The sequence below is a fragment of the Acidisoma sp. PAMC 29798 genome, from assembly GCF_030252425.1.
GTDB classification, from domain to species: Bacteria; Pseudomonadota; Alphaproteobacteria; order Acetobacterales; family Acetobacteraceae; genus Acidisoma; species Acidisoma cladoniae.
Map to the genome: position 1 here is coordinate 4,295,469 of NZ_CP126994.1, position 16,156 is coordinate 4,311,624.

The 16,156-nt window shown below is 60.9% G+C and carries 15 protein-coding genes; 3 read left to right on the forward strand and 12 right to left on the reverse strand.

Going from position 1 to position 16,156, the window contains the following annotated elements:
• Positions 1 to 28: 28 nt before the first annotated feature.
• The 5 genes from QP803_RS20665 to QP803_RS20685 all read right to left on the reverse strand — a co-directional run bounded on the left by QP803_RS20665 (position 29) and on the right by QP803_RS20685 (position 3,715).
• Positions 29 to 238 (reverse strand): hypothetical protein, encoded by a 210-nt coding sequence (locus QP803_RS20665; RefSeq protein WP_284945348.1) that lies wholly within the window; start codon positions 236 to 238, stop codon positions 29 to 31.
• Positions 235 to 681, reverse strand: a complete 447-nt coding sequence (locus tag QP803_RS20670) for a DUF5681 domain-containing protein (protein WP_284945349.1) — start codon at positions 679 to 681, stop codon at positions 235 to 237. Before QP803_RS20670 ends, QP803_RS20665 begins: the two co-directional genes overlap by 4 nt.
• Before the next feature lie 481 nt (positions 682 to 1,162).
• On the reverse strand, positions 1,163 to 2,470 hold the full coding sequence (locus QP803_RS20675) for a helicase RepA family protein (RefSeq protein ID WP_350356047.1): 1,308 nt from the start codon (positions 2,468 to 2,470) through the stop codon (positions 1,163 to 1,165).
• Entirely contained in the window at positions 2,355 to 3,251 is an 897-nt protein-coding gene (locus tag QP803_RS20680) for a DUF7146 domain-containing protein (protein ID WP_284945351.1), read from the reverse strand. Before QP803_RS20680 ends, QP803_RS20675 begins: the two co-directional genes overlap by 116 nt.
• Complete coding sequence (locus QP803_RS20685) at positions 3,248 to 3,715, reverse strand: hypothetical protein (RefSeq protein ID WP_284945352.1); 468 nt, start codon at positions 3,713 to 3,715, stop codon at positions 3,248 to 3,250. The genes QP803_RS20680 and QP803_RS20685 overlap by 4 nt, the downstream gene beginning before the upstream one ends.
• 354 nt (positions 3,716 to 4,069) lie before the next feature.
• Here QP803_RS20685 and istA point away from each other — a divergent pair, with 354 nt between their 5' ends.
• Both istA and istB read left to right on the forward strand, forming a co-directional pair.
• Complete coding sequence (gene istA, locus QP803_RS20690; protein WP_284944277.1) at positions 4,070 to 5,578, forward strand: IS21 family transposase; 1,509 nt, start codon at positions 4,070 to 4,072, stop codon at positions 5,576 to 5,578.
• Positions 5,565 to 6,353: an IS21-like element helper ATPase IstB gene (istB, locus tag QP803_RS20695; protein ID WP_284944276.1), complete on the forward strand. Its 789-nt coding sequence runs from the start codon at positions 5,565 to 5,567 to the stop codon at positions 6,351 to 6,353. The genes istA and istB overlap by 14 nt, the downstream gene beginning before the upstream one ends.
• Positions 6,354 to 6,388: 35 nt before the next feature.
• Here the strand turns inward: istB and QP803_RS24115 are convergent, their stop codons facing one another.
• From QP803_RS24115 to QP803_RS20725, 7 genes are all read right to left on the reverse strand, one after another.
• Positions 6,389 to 6,838 carry a Fic family protein gene (locus QP803_RS24115; RefSeq protein WP_350356048.1) on the reverse strand — a complete coding sequence of 150 codons (450 nt, stop codon included), beginning with the start codon at positions 6,836 to 6,838 and terminating at the stop codon, positions 6,389 to 6,391.
• Positions 6,839 to 6,912: 74 nt separating this feature from the next.
• Positions 6,913 to 7,113: a hypothetical protein gene (locus QP803_RS20700; RefSeq protein ID WP_284945353.1), complete on the reverse strand. Its 201-nt coding sequence runs from the start codon at positions 7,111 to 7,113 to the stop codon at positions 6,913 to 6,915.
• 278 nt (positions 7,114 to 7,391) lie between these two features.
• The gene (locus QP803_RS20705; protein ID WP_284945354.1) at positions 7,392 to 8,609 is read right to left on the reverse strand and encodes a tyrosine-type recombinase/integrase; all 1,218 of its coding nucleotides are present in this window, start codon (positions 8,607 to 8,609) and stop codon (positions 7,392 to 7,394) included.
• Positions 8,610 to 8,891: 282 nt separating this feature from the next.
• Positions 8,892 to 9,314 (reverse strand): hypothetical protein, encoded by a 423-nt coding sequence (locus QP803_RS20710; protein WP_284945355.1) that lies wholly within the window; start codon positions 9,312 to 9,314, stop codon positions 8,892 to 8,894.
• A gap of 120 nt (positions 9,315 to 9,434) precedes the next feature.
• Positions 9,435 to 9,899 carry a BLUF domain-containing protein gene (locus QP803_RS20715; RefSeq protein ID WP_284945356.1) on the reverse strand — a complete coding sequence of 155 codons (465 nt, stop codon included), beginning with the start codon at positions 9,897 to 9,899 and terminating at the stop codon, positions 9,435 to 9,437.
• 487 nt (positions 9,900 to 10,386) lie between these two features.
• A complete protein-coding gene (locus QP803_RS20720) occupies positions 10,387 to 12,024 on the reverse strand; it encodes a peroxidase family protein (RefSeq protein WP_284945357.1) in 1,638 nt (545 codons plus the stop codon).
• A gap of 71 nt (positions 12,025 to 12,095) precedes the next feature.
• Positions 12,096 to 15,902, reverse strand: a complete 3,807-nt coding sequence (locus QP803_RS20725) for an alpha-amylase domain-containing protein (protein WP_284945358.1) — start codon at positions 15,900 to 15,902, stop codon at positions 12,096 to 12,098.
• Here QP803_RS20725 and QP803_RS20730 point away from each other — a divergent pair.
• Positions 15,901 to 16,104: a hypothetical protein gene (locus QP803_RS20730; RefSeq protein ID WP_284945359.1), complete on the forward strand. Its 204-nt coding sequence runs from the start codon at positions 15,901 to 15,903 to the stop codon at positions 16,102 to 16,104. The genes QP803_RS20725 and QP803_RS20730 overlap by 2 nt on opposite strands.
• Positions 16,105 to 16,156 lie beyond the last annotated feature (52 nt).

A 16,156-nucleotide genomic window follows, 5' to 3' on the forward strand; every position in this document is an offset into this window, starting at 1 on the left:
GACCAGGGTGGAAACTATTGGACGCTGTTTACCCCTGGAATCTGGGAACTTTTGCACGCTGTTTTACACCCTCTTTACCCACGAGCGCCTGAAACCGCGCCTCCGCGTGCCGTGCCGAGCCTTCTGGATCGGAATGCTGTCGCTGCCGGGCATTGTCGATTAGCTCCGCCAGGTTCGTCGGAATGCCATTGCCGCCCGGGTTCTCCAGACGGATCAGTCGTCGATTGAACGCGCTCATCGGTTTGCCCTTTCCTCAATGGCGGCAAGACGGCGCTCAATATCGACCGTCTCTATTGCCCGCCGCTTCGTGTCATAGATACCAGCCAACGTGGCCGCCTCCTCAGGGGTGAGCTCGCCGGCGGCCGCAGCCGCGATGACGCTGCCCAGCGCTTCGGTGATGTCCACGGCGCGATTTAGCGTGGGCACCTCAAACCGGACAGGCCTGCCTCGGCGCAGCGGTGCAATACGCTCCAGCACCAGCTTCAACGCCACGGTGTCGCCCATCATCGCGAGGTCGATGGCTTTCTGGGTGATCGCCTCCGCCTGACCGTCCAGCAGCGCCTCGATGGCCACCGTCGTCTTGTTGCGCGTGCCCGGTGTCCGACCCTTCGGGTTGCCGGACTGGCCTGGCGCGAACAGGTGCGCGGGTCGTTGTGCTTTGTGGTCTGCATCTTCAGTCATGCGTTAAATTTCCTTTGGGAATCATGATGCGGTCAGCGTCGCGTGTGCGCGCGCACGGAACAGGGGGTTTGGCCCTTGTAAGTTTTCCGTCTTCCCCGGTTTCCAGGGCTCTTCGCACTCTTCAACCAGAGAGACGGTTTTGCGCCATGTTGCGCCGTCCCTGCGCCGTGGGAGAATGATGGGATGGCGTTGCGCCATCATCATTTTCCCCTTAGGGCCGGATGATGGCGCACGCGCTCCATCCTGCGCCATGTTTGCGCCATAACTCGGGGTCTCGGAGGTAATCCGCTTCGGCTTGCATGCGTCGCAGCGCCGACGCGGATAGGAGAAGTCCATGCGCGTGTAGAGATTGAACGGGCGCTGGCATTCCATGCAGTCCGACTCCCAGTCGGTGACCTGACTTGGACGCCCATGGCCATTCCGGAGATACCGCGTGCCTCGCCACCTATAGGCTTGGCCTTTGTATTGCCGGTCTTGCGGGCTACTCATCACCATCATCGCCCTTCCAATCAGCGTTGGTCGGCCGCCCATCTGAGGTTCGAAGACCGGTGACGATCTTCCGGGTTCGAGCGTCCTTAAATTGCGCGACCTCAAAGCCGCCGGCGATCAGGTCTTGCATCAGCTTCCGCTGCCCATCGCCAGTTGTGATGCCGTGCGAGACGAGCAGATGCTTCACAGACCTCGGCTTAGGAGACAGGGTTGGCGACCAGGGCCCATCGGGGCTTCCGCGAGCGATCCCAGACTCGATGGCGGCACGGGCCTCGCTGGTTACGGTGTCCTTCGGGACCGACCAAGGCAGGAGCGTCGGCGCCCAGTCACCATTTGCCAGCTCTATCCCTATCCGCTCGAACCATTCCGCGTCTCCCAATGGGGCATATGACTGCTTCCCATCATCAAGCCGGACATAATTCCGACGCGTATCTGGACTGATTCCAAGCGCTGCCGCTTCTTCCTCGTTCATCCCGGTCAGGGTCATGCCGACCCTGATGGCGCCGATGATAGAGGACGCGCCGCGCGCGCTATCGAGGTCGCCGGGAGCCGCTATCCCCTTACGCAGATGATGCACGATGAGCATCGCGACCCCGCATTCTTTCGCCAACGTCCGCAGCTCCGCCAGCACCTGCTTCAAGTCGCCGTTGCTGTTTTCGTCCACCCCCGTCGTCAGCTCCACAAGCGGATCAAGGATCACCACGCTGGCGCCTGTCTCCTCGATAAGGAGCCTCAAGTCCGCCAAGGCCGCTGTCCTGGTAATCTTGCCCGTCTCAGCGTTTCGTTCGAAGAGAGAGGCGATCTTCTCCGGACCCGCTCGCGTCAACCAGCCGTCGAGGTCGATTGCCCGCTTTCCGAACTGCCTGATCAGCGACGAAATGCGCCGTCGCTGCTCGTCCGCGTCATCCTCCGCGTTGATAATCAGGACACGCCGCCGCGGGCTTTCCGCGCCGGGAATTGGTTTGAACTTGCCGACAGGCTCACCGAGAGCAAGTGCGATCGACCACAACAGCGCCAGCAATGACTTTCCGGCTGCGGGCGACCCCACAACGAGCGACAAGGTGTTCCGCATAAGATAGCCGGGCACGACCCACGGGCGCGGCGGGATCGCGGCTTCGTCCCAGGCATCATCCCGATCGACCCAGAAGGCTGGCCCTTCAGCGACGACGGTGTAACCGAATGGACTATCCACGCCGCTCGGCCAACACATCGGCGAAGTCTGTGCCCTCGAGATCCGGCGTCGCGATCTCGACTGAACGACCCTCGGCCCTCCAACGTCGGGCGGCGGCCCGCGCGGCATCCTGGCCTGGCCAAACCTTTCTGCCATGCAGAATGTGAGGCAAATCATTATCCGCCGCGATCGTGATGCGCCGGATCGCGACGGGCAGCATCAACCCCTTGGCCAGATTACCCGCCGAGATTGCTGCCCACGCCGGAAGCCCCAGGAGGAGGCCCGCAGCGGCCGATGTCTCGACCCCCTCCCCAATGACGATAGCACCGTCGATCGGCTCCTGTAGGCGCACCGCAGCGCCCCACAAGACACCAAGACCGGCTTTCGCAGGTGTGACGCCTGCCTTGGCGGATCCGTCGCGGGTCAGATAGATACGCTGCAGACCGACTGGCTCCCCATCGACGCTCCGAGCGAGCGCCACGAGTGCCGCCAGGCTGCCTCCCTCGGGATGCTTAAGATCATCGTGGAACCGGAGATGCGGACTCCCGGCAACATGCTCGATTCCTCGCCCCCTCAGATAGGCCACGCCTGGTTCTGAAGTGCGATCTGTGAGCGGACGGCAGCGGGCCCAAACCGTACGCGCATATTCAGCCCGATCATCATTGGACCGGGCGGAAGAGGCCAACGGCACCTTCGGTTCATAGGTGCCGCCCGTGACCCTCGCCGCCTCCTTCAGCAGCGTGCCCCGGTCGCAGCCGTTGGAGCAGAAAAGACGCGCGTTACCCTCCGAGCTCGCCTGGACCGAAAGCGACCCGCTGTAGCTGCAACAGAAGCAGTCGCCGCGCCACGACTTCGGGTATTTCTTGAGGCGGAGACGATCAGCCAGATCGCGGGCCATGATGGCGGTCATGAGGCCACCGCCTTTCGTGCGGCCGCATCCAATTCCGACGCCCTTGCCGCGTGCCGAAGAGCGTTCTGCTCTTCACGCTCCCTAAGGCAGTCGCCCACGCCTTCAAGGTGCCAATCCCGGAGCACTTCTATCTCGGACGCCGACAGCGTGACCCTGCGCATCATTGCACACCTGCCTGCATTGCTTCGCGCAACCGGGCCCGACGTGCTGGCGTCCGCCATCGACCGAAACTTAAAGATCACCGCACGGCCCGCCCGGAATGCGACCGTGGCAAGACTGCATCCCGTACGATCAGGCCAATTTACCCCCTCGTCATGGGTGAGTAGCGCCGACATGCCGGGCCGACTCAGCACATCCTCCAGCGATAGATGACCAGGCGATAGCACAGCGATCGCGACTTCGTCGGCGGCATACACGATCGTGTTGATGCGCGCCGCAACGGGAACCTGGATACCGCCGCTCATCGGCCGCTTCCCGGAACCGAGTGGAGAGATCTCGGAGGAAAACGATCGCCTCCGGTCGCGCGCAGCATCTCCGGATTCAGCCGTCGCTGATATTCATTAAGACGACCGAGGATCGCGGGCATGCCGCCTATCGCCGCGGCGACCTCCGCCAAGAACTCCGCAGTCGCACGCGGGCCGAGAGTATGCAGGTGTTCCGCGCCTCGCTGGAGGCGCATTTGGTCAAGATTATTCAACATCGAGATCTCCGATGTGTAAAACAGCGTGCAAAAGTTCCCAGATTCCAGGGGTAAACAGCGTCCAATAGTTTCCACCCTGGTCGTGCGATCATCCGGCATTTTTGCTGGGGAATCTGGGGTGCTGCTCATGGACTTGATTGCCGAGATCCGGCGCCGCCATCTGGTCCGCCACGAGAGCATCAGCTCGATCGCGCGGGACCTTAAGCTGTGCCGGCAGACCGTCCGCCGGCATTGCCGGACCGAAGCCCAGCCGTCCTACCAGCGCAGCCGGCAGCCAACGCCGATGCTGGGAGCGGTCCAGCAGACGCTGGAGACGTGGCTGCGGACCGAAGGGCTTCTCCCGAAAGCCCAGCGCCGCACGGCCCAGCGGCTATTCGAAGGTTTGCAGGCGGAGGGCTACCGCGGCGCCTACGACAGCGTGCAACGTTTCGTGCGGCGCTGGAAGGCGGACAAGTCGGGCCCGGCGCTGGCGCACGCCTTTATCCCGCTGGCCTTCGCACCCGGCGAGGTGTGCCAGTTCGACTGGAGCCATGAGCATGTCGAACTCGGCGGCGTCATGCAGACCATCAAGGTTGCGCATTTCCGGCTGACCTTCAGCCGGCAGATGTTCGTGGTGGCCTACCCACGCGAGACCCAGGAGATGGTCTTCGACGCGCATAACCGCGCTTTCGCCTTCTTCGGCGGGGTGCCCCAGCGCATGGTCTACGACAACCTCAAGTCCGTTGTGGAGACGATATTTACCGGCAAGGAGCGGCAGTTCAATCGGCGCTTCATGGTGCTGGCCAACCACTATCTGTTTGAGCCCGTCGCCTGTACCCCCGCCTCTGGATGGGAGAAGGGGCAGGTCGAGAACCAGGTTGGCAACATCCGCGAATGGCTATTCACGCCGCTGGCCCGTTTTATCAGCTTCGATGCGCTGAACGTCTGGCTGGCCACGCGCTGCCGGGAGCTGGCGCAGCGCAAACACCCGGTAACGCCGGAGCGCTCGATTGCCGCGTGCTTTGCCGAGGAGCAGCCGTCGCTGCGGCAGATCACCGCGACATTCGACGGCTATGTCGAACATATGCTGCGCGTGTCGAGCACCTGCCTGGTGGCGGTGGATCGCAACCGATACAGCGTGCCAGCCGCCTTCGCCGGCCGCGCTGTCTCGGTGCGCACCTCAGCCGCCGGCGTGCGCATCGTGGCCGACGGCGCAATCGTCGCCGACCATGCCCGGCGGTATGGGCGTGATCAACTGATCTGCGATCCGTGGCATTATCTGCCGATCCTGGAACGCAAACCTGGCGCATTGCGCAACGGTGTGCCGTTCCAGCAATGGGATTTGCCCACGCCCATCCGGCTGGTGCGCGACCGCATTCTCAAGCAGCCGAAAGGCGATCGTGCTTTTGTCGAGTTGCTGATGATGGCACGCGAGTTCGGCCTGGAGCCGCTGCAGGTCGCCTGCGAATTGGTATTGGACGGCAATGTCATCACTGCCGCCGTGGTGCTGAACGAGATGCGCCGGCTTGTCGCACCCAGCACGCCCGCCATGCTGAACGTGCCCGACATGCTGAAGCTCCAAACCGAGCCGCGCGCCGATTGCGGCCGCTACGACCACCTGCGCGAGGTGAGCCATGTCATCCACTGATCTTGCTGTTAAGCCTCTTGCCTTGGTTGCTTCCGGCGTAGACCGCCTCGGCCAACTCAGTGCGCTACATCTCTACGGCATGGCTACCGCCTGGAGCGAGTTGCTGGCGGAAGGCCCACGTCGGCCGATGCAGCCCGAGGCATGGCTGGACCGGTTAATCGAAGCCGAGCTTGCCGATCGCCAGGTCCGCAGCCTGCGCTACCAGCTCAAGGCCGCGCGCTTCCCTGTTCATCGCGACCTGACCGGTATCGAATGGGCCGAAACCCCATTGCCGCAGGCGCAAATCGAACAACTGGCGACCGCCGCCTTCATGGCAACCGCGCACAATCTGATCCTGGTCGGCGGCACCGGCACCGGAAAGACCCACATCGCGACGGCGCTGGGTGTCGCTGCCATCCACCAGGGCAAACGCGTGCGCTTCTACAACGCCGTCGACCTGGTCAACCAGCTGGAGCGGGAGAAACAGCAGGGACGCGCCGGCAATCTCGCCCGTCAGCTGGTGCAGACCGACGCCGTGATCATCGACGAACTCGGCTATCTGCCGTTCCCAGCCTCGGGCGGCGCTCTGCTGTTCCACCTGATCAGCCAGCTCTACGAAAAGACCTCGCTGATCTTCACAACCAACCTCTCTTTTGCCGAATGGGTGGGTGTCTTCGGTGACCCAAAGATGACAACCGCACTGCTGGACCGGGTCACCCACCACTGCGACATCCTGGAGACCGGCAACGACTCGTTCCGCTTCAAGCAGCGAAAGAAACAGCCGAAAAACAGCTGAGAAAGTGGAAACTTTTGGACGCTGTTGCCTGGTAACTATTCAACGCTGATTGACACCCTTGCAGTGCGCCCGTTTCCATTTTTGAATGGATGGATCCAGTTTATCCGCCATAGACAAAACGATGCGATTTCAATCGGAGGAGTGCTTGTCCACCTTGCCCCAAGCTCCTTGGTGAACTCATTCATACAGTCCTTAACATCCTCCCAGTGAGGAGGTTGATGAACCGTGACACCTCCTTTGGAAACAACTACTTCTCCGTCTCTGTAGACACCTGGAGTTTTAAGTAATAGTAAAGTCCCAGTTCGATGGAGTTCGCAGAGCTCTGCCTCAGAAGGGTGAGAGTTTAGTAGGGCACTATTTAGACGTATATGATAAGTAACGAATTTTATCAGGGCTTCGATGAAATTGACCTGACTGGAATAGTTTAATACTTCGATTTCATGTGCTTCGGGTCCATTGATCAGCTCCCAATTATCGTCAAACATTGCACACCTCAGCAAAACGGCTCACCATGAAGGGTGAGCCGTTGAGGCAAGGTCAAGGCTTTTGTTTTAAGGAGTTACGGCTTCGGTTCCCGGGCGTCATGCCCTTCGATCTGATCGAGCAGGGTGGATACCTTATCTTTCGTGAGCGTGGAGTCATCCGACCGCAGGCCCATTATCAAACTCATGCGTTGGGCGCGGCGCTCCGACGGGCGCATCGTATGATTACGCGCACGCTCAACGAGGTCATCAAGCGACAATGTTTGGCTTTGCATCATCGTGGTTACTCCTCACAAATCAGCCTCTTAATAGCGATCTCCATTGATGGAACGCAAAACGTAAGTCGTTGATCGTTAAAGTTATCCACAGATATTTTACATTAACAGAGATTCAATTATTGACAACGACCTCAGTTTGAGTCCTGTCGCCGGCGCAGTAGTTGAGGCCTAAAGGTCGCTAACCACCAGATATGGTGGGATTCGAGATAACTCCGGATATTTTGTCGTACGCGATTCGTGGGACCGCACCGTCAACTTCCCACAAGTCTCTCGTTGCCTCACCTCTCGCCATATTCGCCAGCCGCGCACCACTTCCCCCACGCCTCCATCATCTCTCTCCGCTTCTCGAACAGGTCGCCCCGCCGATAGGCTGCCTCGACCTTCGACCCGATGACATGGGCGAGGGCCATCTCGGCGACCTCGCCGGGATAATCCGTCGCCTCAGCGATCCAATCCCGGAAGGTTGACCGGAACCCATGAACGGTTGCGGCCTTAGCGCCCAACGCGGTGTGGACCGCTTTCAGTAGCCCCACGTCGGACATAGGCCTGCCGATCTTCGCGCCAGGGAAGACGAACGCATCCGCTGGCGGCTTGCTCTCCATCGGCCACTGCTTCCGCAGGATGGTAAGGGCCGGTTCCGACAGGGGCACCCGGTGCTCGTTCTTGGCCTTCATTCGCTCGGCTGGGACAATCCAGAGCTTCCGCTCGAGATCGAACTCCCGCCACCGGGCCCCGCGGACTTCCCCTGACCGTGCGGCGGTCAGGCAGGCAAACCGTACCGCCCGAGCTGCCATCCCCTCTGCCTTGGCGAGCGCCGTCATGACCGTCGCAACCTGGCGCCAGTCCACGGCGCGGTGATGCTCGACCCGGGCGCCCAGGGCTCGGGGTGCAAGGATGTTGGCGAGGTGCCCCTTCCAGCGGGCGGGGTTCTCGCCCTTCAGCCATTTGTGAGCGTGCGCGTAATCCAGGATCCGCTCGAGCCGGCCGCGGACCCTATCGGCGGTCTCTTTCTTCTCGGCCCAGATAGGCCGCAGAATCAGCAGGATATCCTCGGTGGTGATGCTGCCGATCGGCTTATTGCACACGACAGGATAGGCAAACCGTGTCAGGGAGCTACGCCAGACAGGCGCCGCCCGCCGATCGGTCCAGCCTGGCTCCCTGTCCTTGATATAGGCTTCGGTGACCGCCGCGAAGGTCATGCCGGTGGCGCGCTTCGCTTCTTTCCGTCGTTTTTCGTTCTCTATAGGGTCGATCTCTTCGTCCAGCAGCTGCCGGGCTGTTCGAGCTTTATCCCTGGCCTTGGCGAGGGTGACGTCCAGATAAGAGCCCAGGCCCATTTCGCGTCGCTTGCCTGTCACTGGACTTTTGTAGCGGAATGTCCATCGCTTTGCCTTGCCTTGAACGGTTAGCCACAGATTCCCGCCGTCGCCCCAGCTTCCATCTTTGAGCGATTCGACCTCACGCACCGTCATCTGGTTCGGTCCAAGTCGACTCACAGCGTGCCACCCATCTTACACCACCCTACTTAGCGCCCATCTTAAGAATTGCGCTGCAGGGAGACAAGTCGGCACAGCGGGAACCGGGTGATCGTCTAGAAGCCTATGATCAAACAGCTATTTTGATGCATCCGGAAACGCTGGGGAACATCATTGTTATTCCAACCCCCTCCACCAGCGTTGGACGAAGTCCCCGGTGCCCTCGACAATCAACCGGCAGGCAGCTTCAGTCACTGCAAGCAAGGGCCGCCGATCTCGCTGACCGGCAGCCCTTTCGAGAGGCTAGATCTCCTCGGCCGCCGGATCGGCGGCCACGTCCTCAGCCGGTTCCTTCTCCGCCGTCTTCTCCGTCTCGGGCGGACCTTCTTTGGCGCGCTCACGCGCCGCGCTCAGATAGTCAAACGCTAGCGGGTCGTGGCCTTCGAAGATGAGGCGGTATTCCGCACCCATGGCGGTATTGGTGGTCTGCTCGACTTTGCCGACCTTTTCGATAATCCAGCCCGCGCCGCGATCAACCGTGGCCGGCGGCAGCGTCACGATGCGGCTTGGTGCCCGCTTCTCATCACGGCCGCGCCCACCCGGACCGCCGGGGCCGCCCGGACGACCTTTACCGCCGCCGCCCGACTTCCGTTCCCGGCTGTTCATGTCGAACTGCGCGGGCGCCGCTGCCTTACCCTTGGGGGGACCGCCGGGTGCTTTAGCCATAACCGTACTCCTCTTTTGGCCGAAGCCGCTAAAGGGGTCTCTTACAGCGGTCCAGGTCTTCTCCACCAGCCGCATCGTCGCCACGCCCGGCCGGGTTCTTGCGGTCGATCGCTCGACTGGTCAGTGGGCCTTCTTCTTGTAGAGCAGCCAGCGGAGCATCATTAAAATGTCCTCGGCGCCGTTGCTGATGACAATGTCGCGCTGATAGGCGGTTGAGGCGAGTTCTATATCCGACTCGCTGGGTGCGCGGACAATCGTCATGGCCCAATTGCCGAAGTCACGCTCCTCGTGACTTTCGCTATACATGAGTTCGATGCTCTGATGACGCTTGTCACAGGCGATATGACCAAAGAGGGACTTCACGGCATGTGCCGATCCCTCAAGGACCTGGGCGTAGCCGGTCGCGGTCAACATTAGCGCTCCGGTGATGTCGTTGGCGGCGTTCCATTCTCGCGACACACTCAGTATTCGCTCAATATCCGTGTCAAAAGACGTCTCCAGTCCCCTGACGATCTGACTGCGATAGACGACTTTGTAGATCGTGTCGCCGTCGGCCATATCCAATACAGAACTCGCTGACATCATGTGAAAATCTTTAAAACAGATCAAAGTCAATGCTACCACGACTTCACACGAGACGCCATGCGGGGGGCAGGCTTCACTTTCAGCATACTGAATCAGCGATCAAGGGGACTTGATCAGCGATCAAGGGGACTTCAAAACGGTATAGGGAATGTTAAACGTTGGAGCGTATGACCATACCTTTTCGTTCAATCCGCTTGATGCGGAGGGTAAGGTGTGGTTAACCACCCTTGCCCTAAAGAAAAAAAAGGCGGCGCCGAAGCACCGCCAAGTTTAGGGAGGAAATGTCCAAAAAAGCAGCAACACGATCAAGGACCGCCGTTGCTCCGAGCCTTATAGGCTGGATCGCACAAAGCGGCAAGTTTTTGGTGCGCCGCACAAAAACCCTTTTACACAACCTTTGATCGCGTTTGCTTTCGGTCGCCCCAATCGCCGATCAACCCGGACGCGCGCTACGCGCCGGGTTGAGCTTTTGGAAGTCGGCGCGCGCCTAGGGCTTGATCTGGAATTTGAGCGCAGCCGCAATCAGTTCCCGAAGGCCGAAGACGCCGTTCTGCATGTATGCGGGTGTCCAGAGAGGATTGAGACTCACGTAGGAACTCGAATCGGCGAGGAGCAGGCCCACAAAAGTTTCGGCAACGATGCGACCGCCAACTGGCCCGAGTTGCCGGGTCTTGATTGTCTGAGGGCCGTCGAGTGTCTTGACGACCACGTCGATCTCCACCGTTTCGGCAAGGCAGTAGGCCCATAACGGACAATTGTCGGCGAAGGCGCCTCCCGCAAACGTAGCGAAAGAGCCCGCCGGGACAGGAACATCCCCGTCTCCGGCTGCGGCGCCGATGAATTTCCCGATCACGATCTGAGCGTCGGTGAGGGGAATAAGTCCCATCGCCCTTGCCACATCCTGCCCGCTGGGCAAACGCATGCGCCAGCCGCGCTCCAGATTGCGCAGGGCAAGCACGCTCGGGTCGATCGCGACCGAGGCCGGCAAGACGCCGAGCGGGCTTACCAATGAGGTATCGATCTTGTAAGCCAGTTGCAGGCGATTTCGATTTCCGGCAATCGCGGGGTCGGGGTTGTCGATCGGCCCGCCGTAAGCCATTGGCTCCAGATCGATGAAGCGCCGCCAGTCTATCGCCCAAGGGGAAAGGGGGGCTTGGAATCCCCGAAGATCATGCGCGTGCTCTCCATGTTTGAAGATCGGCAGAAGCGTATCGTCTTTTGCCCTGTGACCCTCGGGAAGCAAAGGCACGCCATCGTTCAAACGATATCCGGGTCTCACCATGGAATGGCCGAAGCGGTAGGCGGCGGCAGAAAACTCCAAAGGCATGAACGCCGCATCGCGAAAACGGAAGAAGCGCAGGTTCCGTTCCTCGATCACCAAAGCGCCGTCGGCGGCCTTCGGGAGCACATCGTCTAGCACGCCAGCTGAGACAATCGTCGGGAGGAAGTCGTGCAGAAGCACCCACTGGTAATGGAACCTGACCGCTTGTTGGACTTGTGAAAAACTCCATGTGGGGTTTTCGTCAACGATGCGGTTGTGGAAGCGCTGCATCAGACCTTGAAACTGTGAAACGATCACGTTCTCGTCGTTGCGGGGATCGCCGATCAACGCCCGCGCCGGCGTCTCGTTATTACGCTGGAGACCAAGTGCTCCGCTATTGACTTGAGGCGCGCCAGTCAGCTCCGGCCCAAGCACGAAACTCTTACCCTTGATGTCATAGATGTACGGCTGATCGTCGGGTCCGCGCCCATACAGATTGTCGAGATCAAACTGTGGGGTGCGAAAATCGACCAGGGCGTCTGGATCGTTCTGTTTCTGAAGGCTGCTGGACGGATCAAAGGTCAAATCGTGATCGATGAACTGGCCGAAATAGGTAAAGGCGGAGGGGATGCCGCTTTCCTCACTGTCAGGTCCGTCCTTCGGATCCGCCTTATCCGGCTGCGAGGTCATCGCCTTGGCAAGCGCTTTGAGAGCGTCCACGGATGCGACGTCGCTGGCGCCGAAATCAGCGGGCGGCAAGGCCCGGAAGATACGGCCAAATGGCCCCGCGAAGAACTTTGAGCTGCGGGAAAGATTAGCGCCGCGAACCCCACCATGAGGCCGTGTCGTTGAAAGCACTTTCATCGAACTCTCCTGTCTGTCGGTGAATAACATTGCCCGGTCTGCACTTGCGGGCCGTGGCGACCAGTTTTGTTTCAGCGGATCTCAAAGTCGCGTACATGCAACAGCCATTCGCCCTTCACGCGGTCCAGCGGGCCCGTCACCCGCATGAGCGTGGCGCTGACGAGAGAAGCGATGAGCCGTTCAAAGGCGGCGTGCTCCATCGGCGTGGCCTCACGCGCTTGCTGCACCAACCGGTCGAACTGGATTTTGTTCGTGCCGGCCAACGGCAGAAGCTTGACGGCCGATGACAGCAGCGGCCCGGTAAGCACCAAACCTTCGGCCTGCTGTTGGACAAGCCCAGTGATTGATACTTCAACGCCCCGAAAGTCGTAGCTTCCATTGGCCGATTCTGCGATTTGCGCCGCCCAACGATCGATGTCGGGCAGACTGTCGCTCTCGAGGTAGACGTCCGCCGTCGAATCCTCGGCATTGGCAATCGGGCGAACAGCGGTGACGCCGTCGAGCGTAACGAGTGCCTGATAAGCCCCGCCCCAACACGCACCGAGGCCGTAGGGACATTTAGAGGTGAGGCCGACTGCGACTTGCGTGCCGCTGGCGGTCGCACGAATATGCTTGTCCACCTCTTCCAAAGTGACGGCCGGTTTCGCCGGGGCGGCCTTCTGCGTAGATCTAATCAGCAAGGCCGCAATGTGCAGGATCCACGCGACCGAAGGCACGCCTTTTCGGTTAAGCACGAAGAGCATGTAATAGCCTGGCGGGCAGTCGTGCGGCTGTGCCGGTGCGGTGACGCGCAACCCCCCGGCTGCCACTGTGAAAGCCAGGATATTGATGCGCTGGTTCATATTGTTGGTATGCGTGACTGAGGCGAGACGGATCAGGCTGACCTTGCCGATATCCTCCGGTACAGCGACCGAGATGTCGAACGCCGCGCCATAGGCAATTTCCTTCGGTGCGGCAGAGATTTCGGGGCGCGGTCCGCGAAACAGATAAGGCGGCTTGAAGACTTGTCCGTCGCGATGCGTGTCCTGGGGCGGGTTCGGTTCCGCATTGACAGCGAATTCACCTCCGCCGGCGCTCAGTACTGTGGCATCCGGCAACAACACCGCCGTTGCGTGATAGCAGCGGTCCACCGCTTCCTCTGCGAGGAGAGTCCAGCTTTCTGTGGTAGGGTCCCACAGCTCCGCGACATGCACCGGGCCGCCAACCGTAAGATCGCTGAATCCGGGTCCCTGCGACCCGCCGGTGACGAGAACCGTGCCGTCAGGCAGTAAGGTCGCATTGTGCTGGCGCCGCGCGAAATGCATCGGATGCACCGTTCGCCAAGCGGGCGCGTCTGCCGTTAGATCGATGACCTCGACGGCCGACGATGGTGTTTGCGGCTGCGTCGGATTATTGCCGCCGCCGATATAGACGATCTTCCCGGTGTCATACATGACCGAGGGCGCGTAATCGCGCCGGGCATTGTCGCGAAGTCCGCCATCACCTTCGAGCAAGCTCCATGTCCCCGTCACCGGGTCGAGAAAGAAGCTCCGCGCGGCCGGCCCGGACATGAAGATGCGCCCGTCTGGCGCGACATGCAGGCAAGGAAAGAGATCGATTGGACTCGCACTCTGGGGTGTGGCCCCGTCCCCCGGGAATGGATCGAAATTTTGCCACGTCGTTCCGTCCCATACTTGAGGTGTCGGGTCATTCTGGGTTTGCTTGCCATCTGTGGTGCCGAAGCTGCCGGACAGCACGACGGCCCGGCCATCGGCCAGTGTCAGCGCGGTGGGATACCAGCGCCCGTTCGTCACGGTCGGCAGCGCCTCCCACAGGTTGGTGTCGAAATGGTAGCGGCAAGCTTGGTTGATGCCGTAGCCATCCTTCAAGTGGCCGCCGATGACCAAAAGGGTACCGTCCGCCAGCATGGTGTGACCGGAGCAAAACAGGTTCACCGTGTCGCCGTTGGCACGTGTTGGTTGCGGCGTTGCGGCAGTCGCACCGGTCGCAGGCTCCCAAAGATGGGGCGTGCAGAAATGATCGTTCAACGTGCCCGTCACAGGTGAATCTCTGCGGCCCCAGAACAGCACCTTTCCGTTCGGCAGAAGATGCGCGTGGATCGCCGCATTCGGCATGTCGAACCTCTCGCCCCAGGCGCCGATCCGCTCCGGTGTCTGCGCACCGGATGGCAGGTCGGGACGTTCCGGCGCGGTATAGGTCGCTGACAAACGGTAGCTCGGCCGCGTCCCCACCGCCGCCTGCGTGAGCGAAATCCGAAGCGCGTGGAAGCCGGTCGCGATCGTCGTCGTCGTCAGCGTCGCCTGCCCGGTGGCGGTCGCCAAAACCGATCCGTCCACACCCAGGATGTCGATGGTTGCGCGCGCAGTGGCGGCCAGATCGGGGATGGAGAGGTGGGTCTGCACGGGCGTTCCGGTAGCGCACCAGATGCGGCCGACCTGGAGCGCACGGGCGGCGTCGGCCGGCGGTAGATCGAGGTCTGCGGCGCCTTCAAAATCCTGCGTCACCGACCGCGGCGTGACGACTGTGCTCGTCCCGCTGCCGTTGCGACTGTAGCACACGTAGCCACGCCCATCGGCATTGGGTGGAACCGTGATCATTGCCGTTCCGGTCGCAGTCGTGACGACGTCCGGGCCGTTGCCCGTATAGTCGTGCAGTTTCACATTTGGACCGAAGGTGGTTGCGACCTCTGCAGTATGCGGACTATTGGGATCGTTGTTGAGGCCGACCAACAAACCAGGCGCGCCAAGCCGCTCATAGACGAAAAGATCGAAGGCCTTCCAGCGTGCTTCGGTGGTTCCGTTGGCGAGCTGCTCATGGATCCAGATCAGGTTGTCCAGCAGAGGCTGCAGCCCGTAGCAATCTGGATCGGTGCTGTAGTCGCGCCAATAGACGCACGGGTACCCTTCCGATGTCATGATATAGGCATAGGCAAGCATCTTATTGACGACGATAGGATCGTCGAGATCGGTATCATGGTTCTCGACGAAGGTGACGGCATTGAGCGGCGCCAGGCCGACAAGCCCGGCTTTATCGAGCGTTGCCATATCGAAGGCACCGGGGTTGCGGCACATCCGCGCCAGCACAAAGCGTAGTGGAAAGTCGAAAGCGCTCGCTCGGCTCTTCATCCCGTCAGGATTGGACACCCAGACGTTGACTGCCGTCGGATCGCCATCAAAGAACTCGCCGACTGCGAACTTCCCCGCCATCGCTTTGGCACCGAGGAACGGGCTCAGGAAATCTGTCGATAGACCCTTCACATCGTCGAGCCTGTAGCCCTGCACATCGAGTGCCCGCGTCAGCCAATCGGCGGCATCGATCAGTCCGGTCGAGACATAGCCTGCGGGAATGGCGTTGATCGGGGCCAGTTCGCGCGCGAAGGGGAAATCATCCTTTGCCGGACCGCCGAGATTGGGGTCGCGCGGCACATTGGGTACGAAATTGGGCGGGTTCTTCGTAAACCGGCCGAGGTCGCGCCGTCCCTCCGCCCCCTTGTAGCGAAAAATGAAATTCCCAGGATCGCCAGATCGATGGTGCTCCACGAGATCGAGATAGACGTCGAGCCCATTCGCGCGGAGCGTCGCGACGCAGCGTTGCAGTGCTTCCCTGCTTCCGAAGCGCGTCGGCAGTGCGCCCATTTGGTCTTTCGACCCAATGTCGTAATCGTCGAAGGGACGATAGCCATCCGCGTCGGGTTTCGCGCCGCCGTTGGCCTTGAGCACCGGGGGCAACCACACAGCGGTGAAGCCCGCGCGACCCAATGCGTTCGCTCGTGTGGTAAGATGGTCCCACCACCAGAGTATCGTGGGGTCACCGTCAGACGGGGCCGGAACGGCTTGCGCCTCGGCCGTCTTGAAAAAGCCCTGTAGCAGCACGCCCATGGCCGCATCCTTTCAGTGCCAGCTTATGGGTGCTGGCTTAGGAAAAGCGCTGCCGCTGGTTGCTATCATCACCGGCACATGTCGTAACGATGCGGCGATGACCGACGTACGTCAAGTAAGACTGTCGTTGACGCAACAATCTTCTGCAATCTACTACAACCATAGCTTGTCTATGACGACGGAGCTGCTCTCCGGCGCATAATGCTCAGACCCAACCACAGTCGTTCGGATCAACAGCGGCGCCGATCGCGGCG

Bases quoted from the DNA above. Each gene is read 5' to 3' on its own strand.
- QP803_RS20665 (WP_284945348.1), bottom strand. From the start codon at position 238: ATGAGCGCGTTCAATCGACGACTGATCCGTCTGGAGAACCCGGGCGGC.
- QP803_RS20670 (WP_284945349.1), bottom strand. From the start codon at position 681: ATGACTGAAGATGCAGACCACAAAGCACAACGACCCGCGCACCTGTTC.
- QP803_RS20675 (WP_350356047.1), bottom strand. From the start codon at position 2,470: ATGCCGCGCGGGCCGCCGCCCGACGTTGGAGGGCCGAGGGTCGTTCAG.
- QP803_RS20680 (WP_284945351.1), bottom strand. From the start codon at position 3,251: ATGACCGCCATCATGGCCCGCGATCTGGCTGATCGTCTCCGCCTCAAG.
- QP803_RS20685 (WP_284945352.1), bottom strand. From the start codon at position 3,715: ATGAGCGGCGGTATCCAGGTTCCCGTTGCGGCGCGCATCAACACGATC.
- istB (WP_284944276.1), top strand. From the start codon at position 5,565: ATGTCATCCACTGATCTTGCTGTTAAGCCTCTTGCCTTGGTTGCTTCC.
- QP803_RS24115 (WP_350356048.1), bottom strand. From the start codon at position 6,838: ATGTTTGACGATAATTGGGAGCTGATCAATGGACCCGAAGCACATGAA.
- QP803_RS20700 (WP_284945353.1), bottom strand. From the start codon at position 7,113: ATGATGCAAAGCCAAACATTGTCGCTTGATGACCTCGTTGAGCGTGCG.
- QP803_RS20710 (WP_284945355.1), bottom strand. From the start codon at position 9,314: ATGGCTAAAGCACCCGGCGGTCCCCCCAAGGGTAAGGCAGCGGCGCCC.
- QP803_RS20715 (WP_284945356.1), bottom strand. From the start codon at position 9,899: ATGATGTCAGCGAGTTCTGTATTGGATATGGCCGACGGCGACACGATC.
- QP803_RS20720 (WP_284945357.1), bottom strand. From the start codon at position 12,024: ATGAAAGTGCTTTCAACGACACGGCCTCATGGTGGGGTTCGCGGCGCT.
- QP803_RS20730 (WP_284945359.1), top strand. From the start codon at position 15,901: ATGGCCGCATCCTTTCAGTGCCAGCTTATGGGTGCTGGCTTAGGAAAA.
- QP803_RS20725 (WP_284945358.1), bottom strand. From the start codon at position 15,902: ATGGGCGTGCTGCTACAGGGCTTTTTCAAGACGGCCGAGGCGCAAGCC.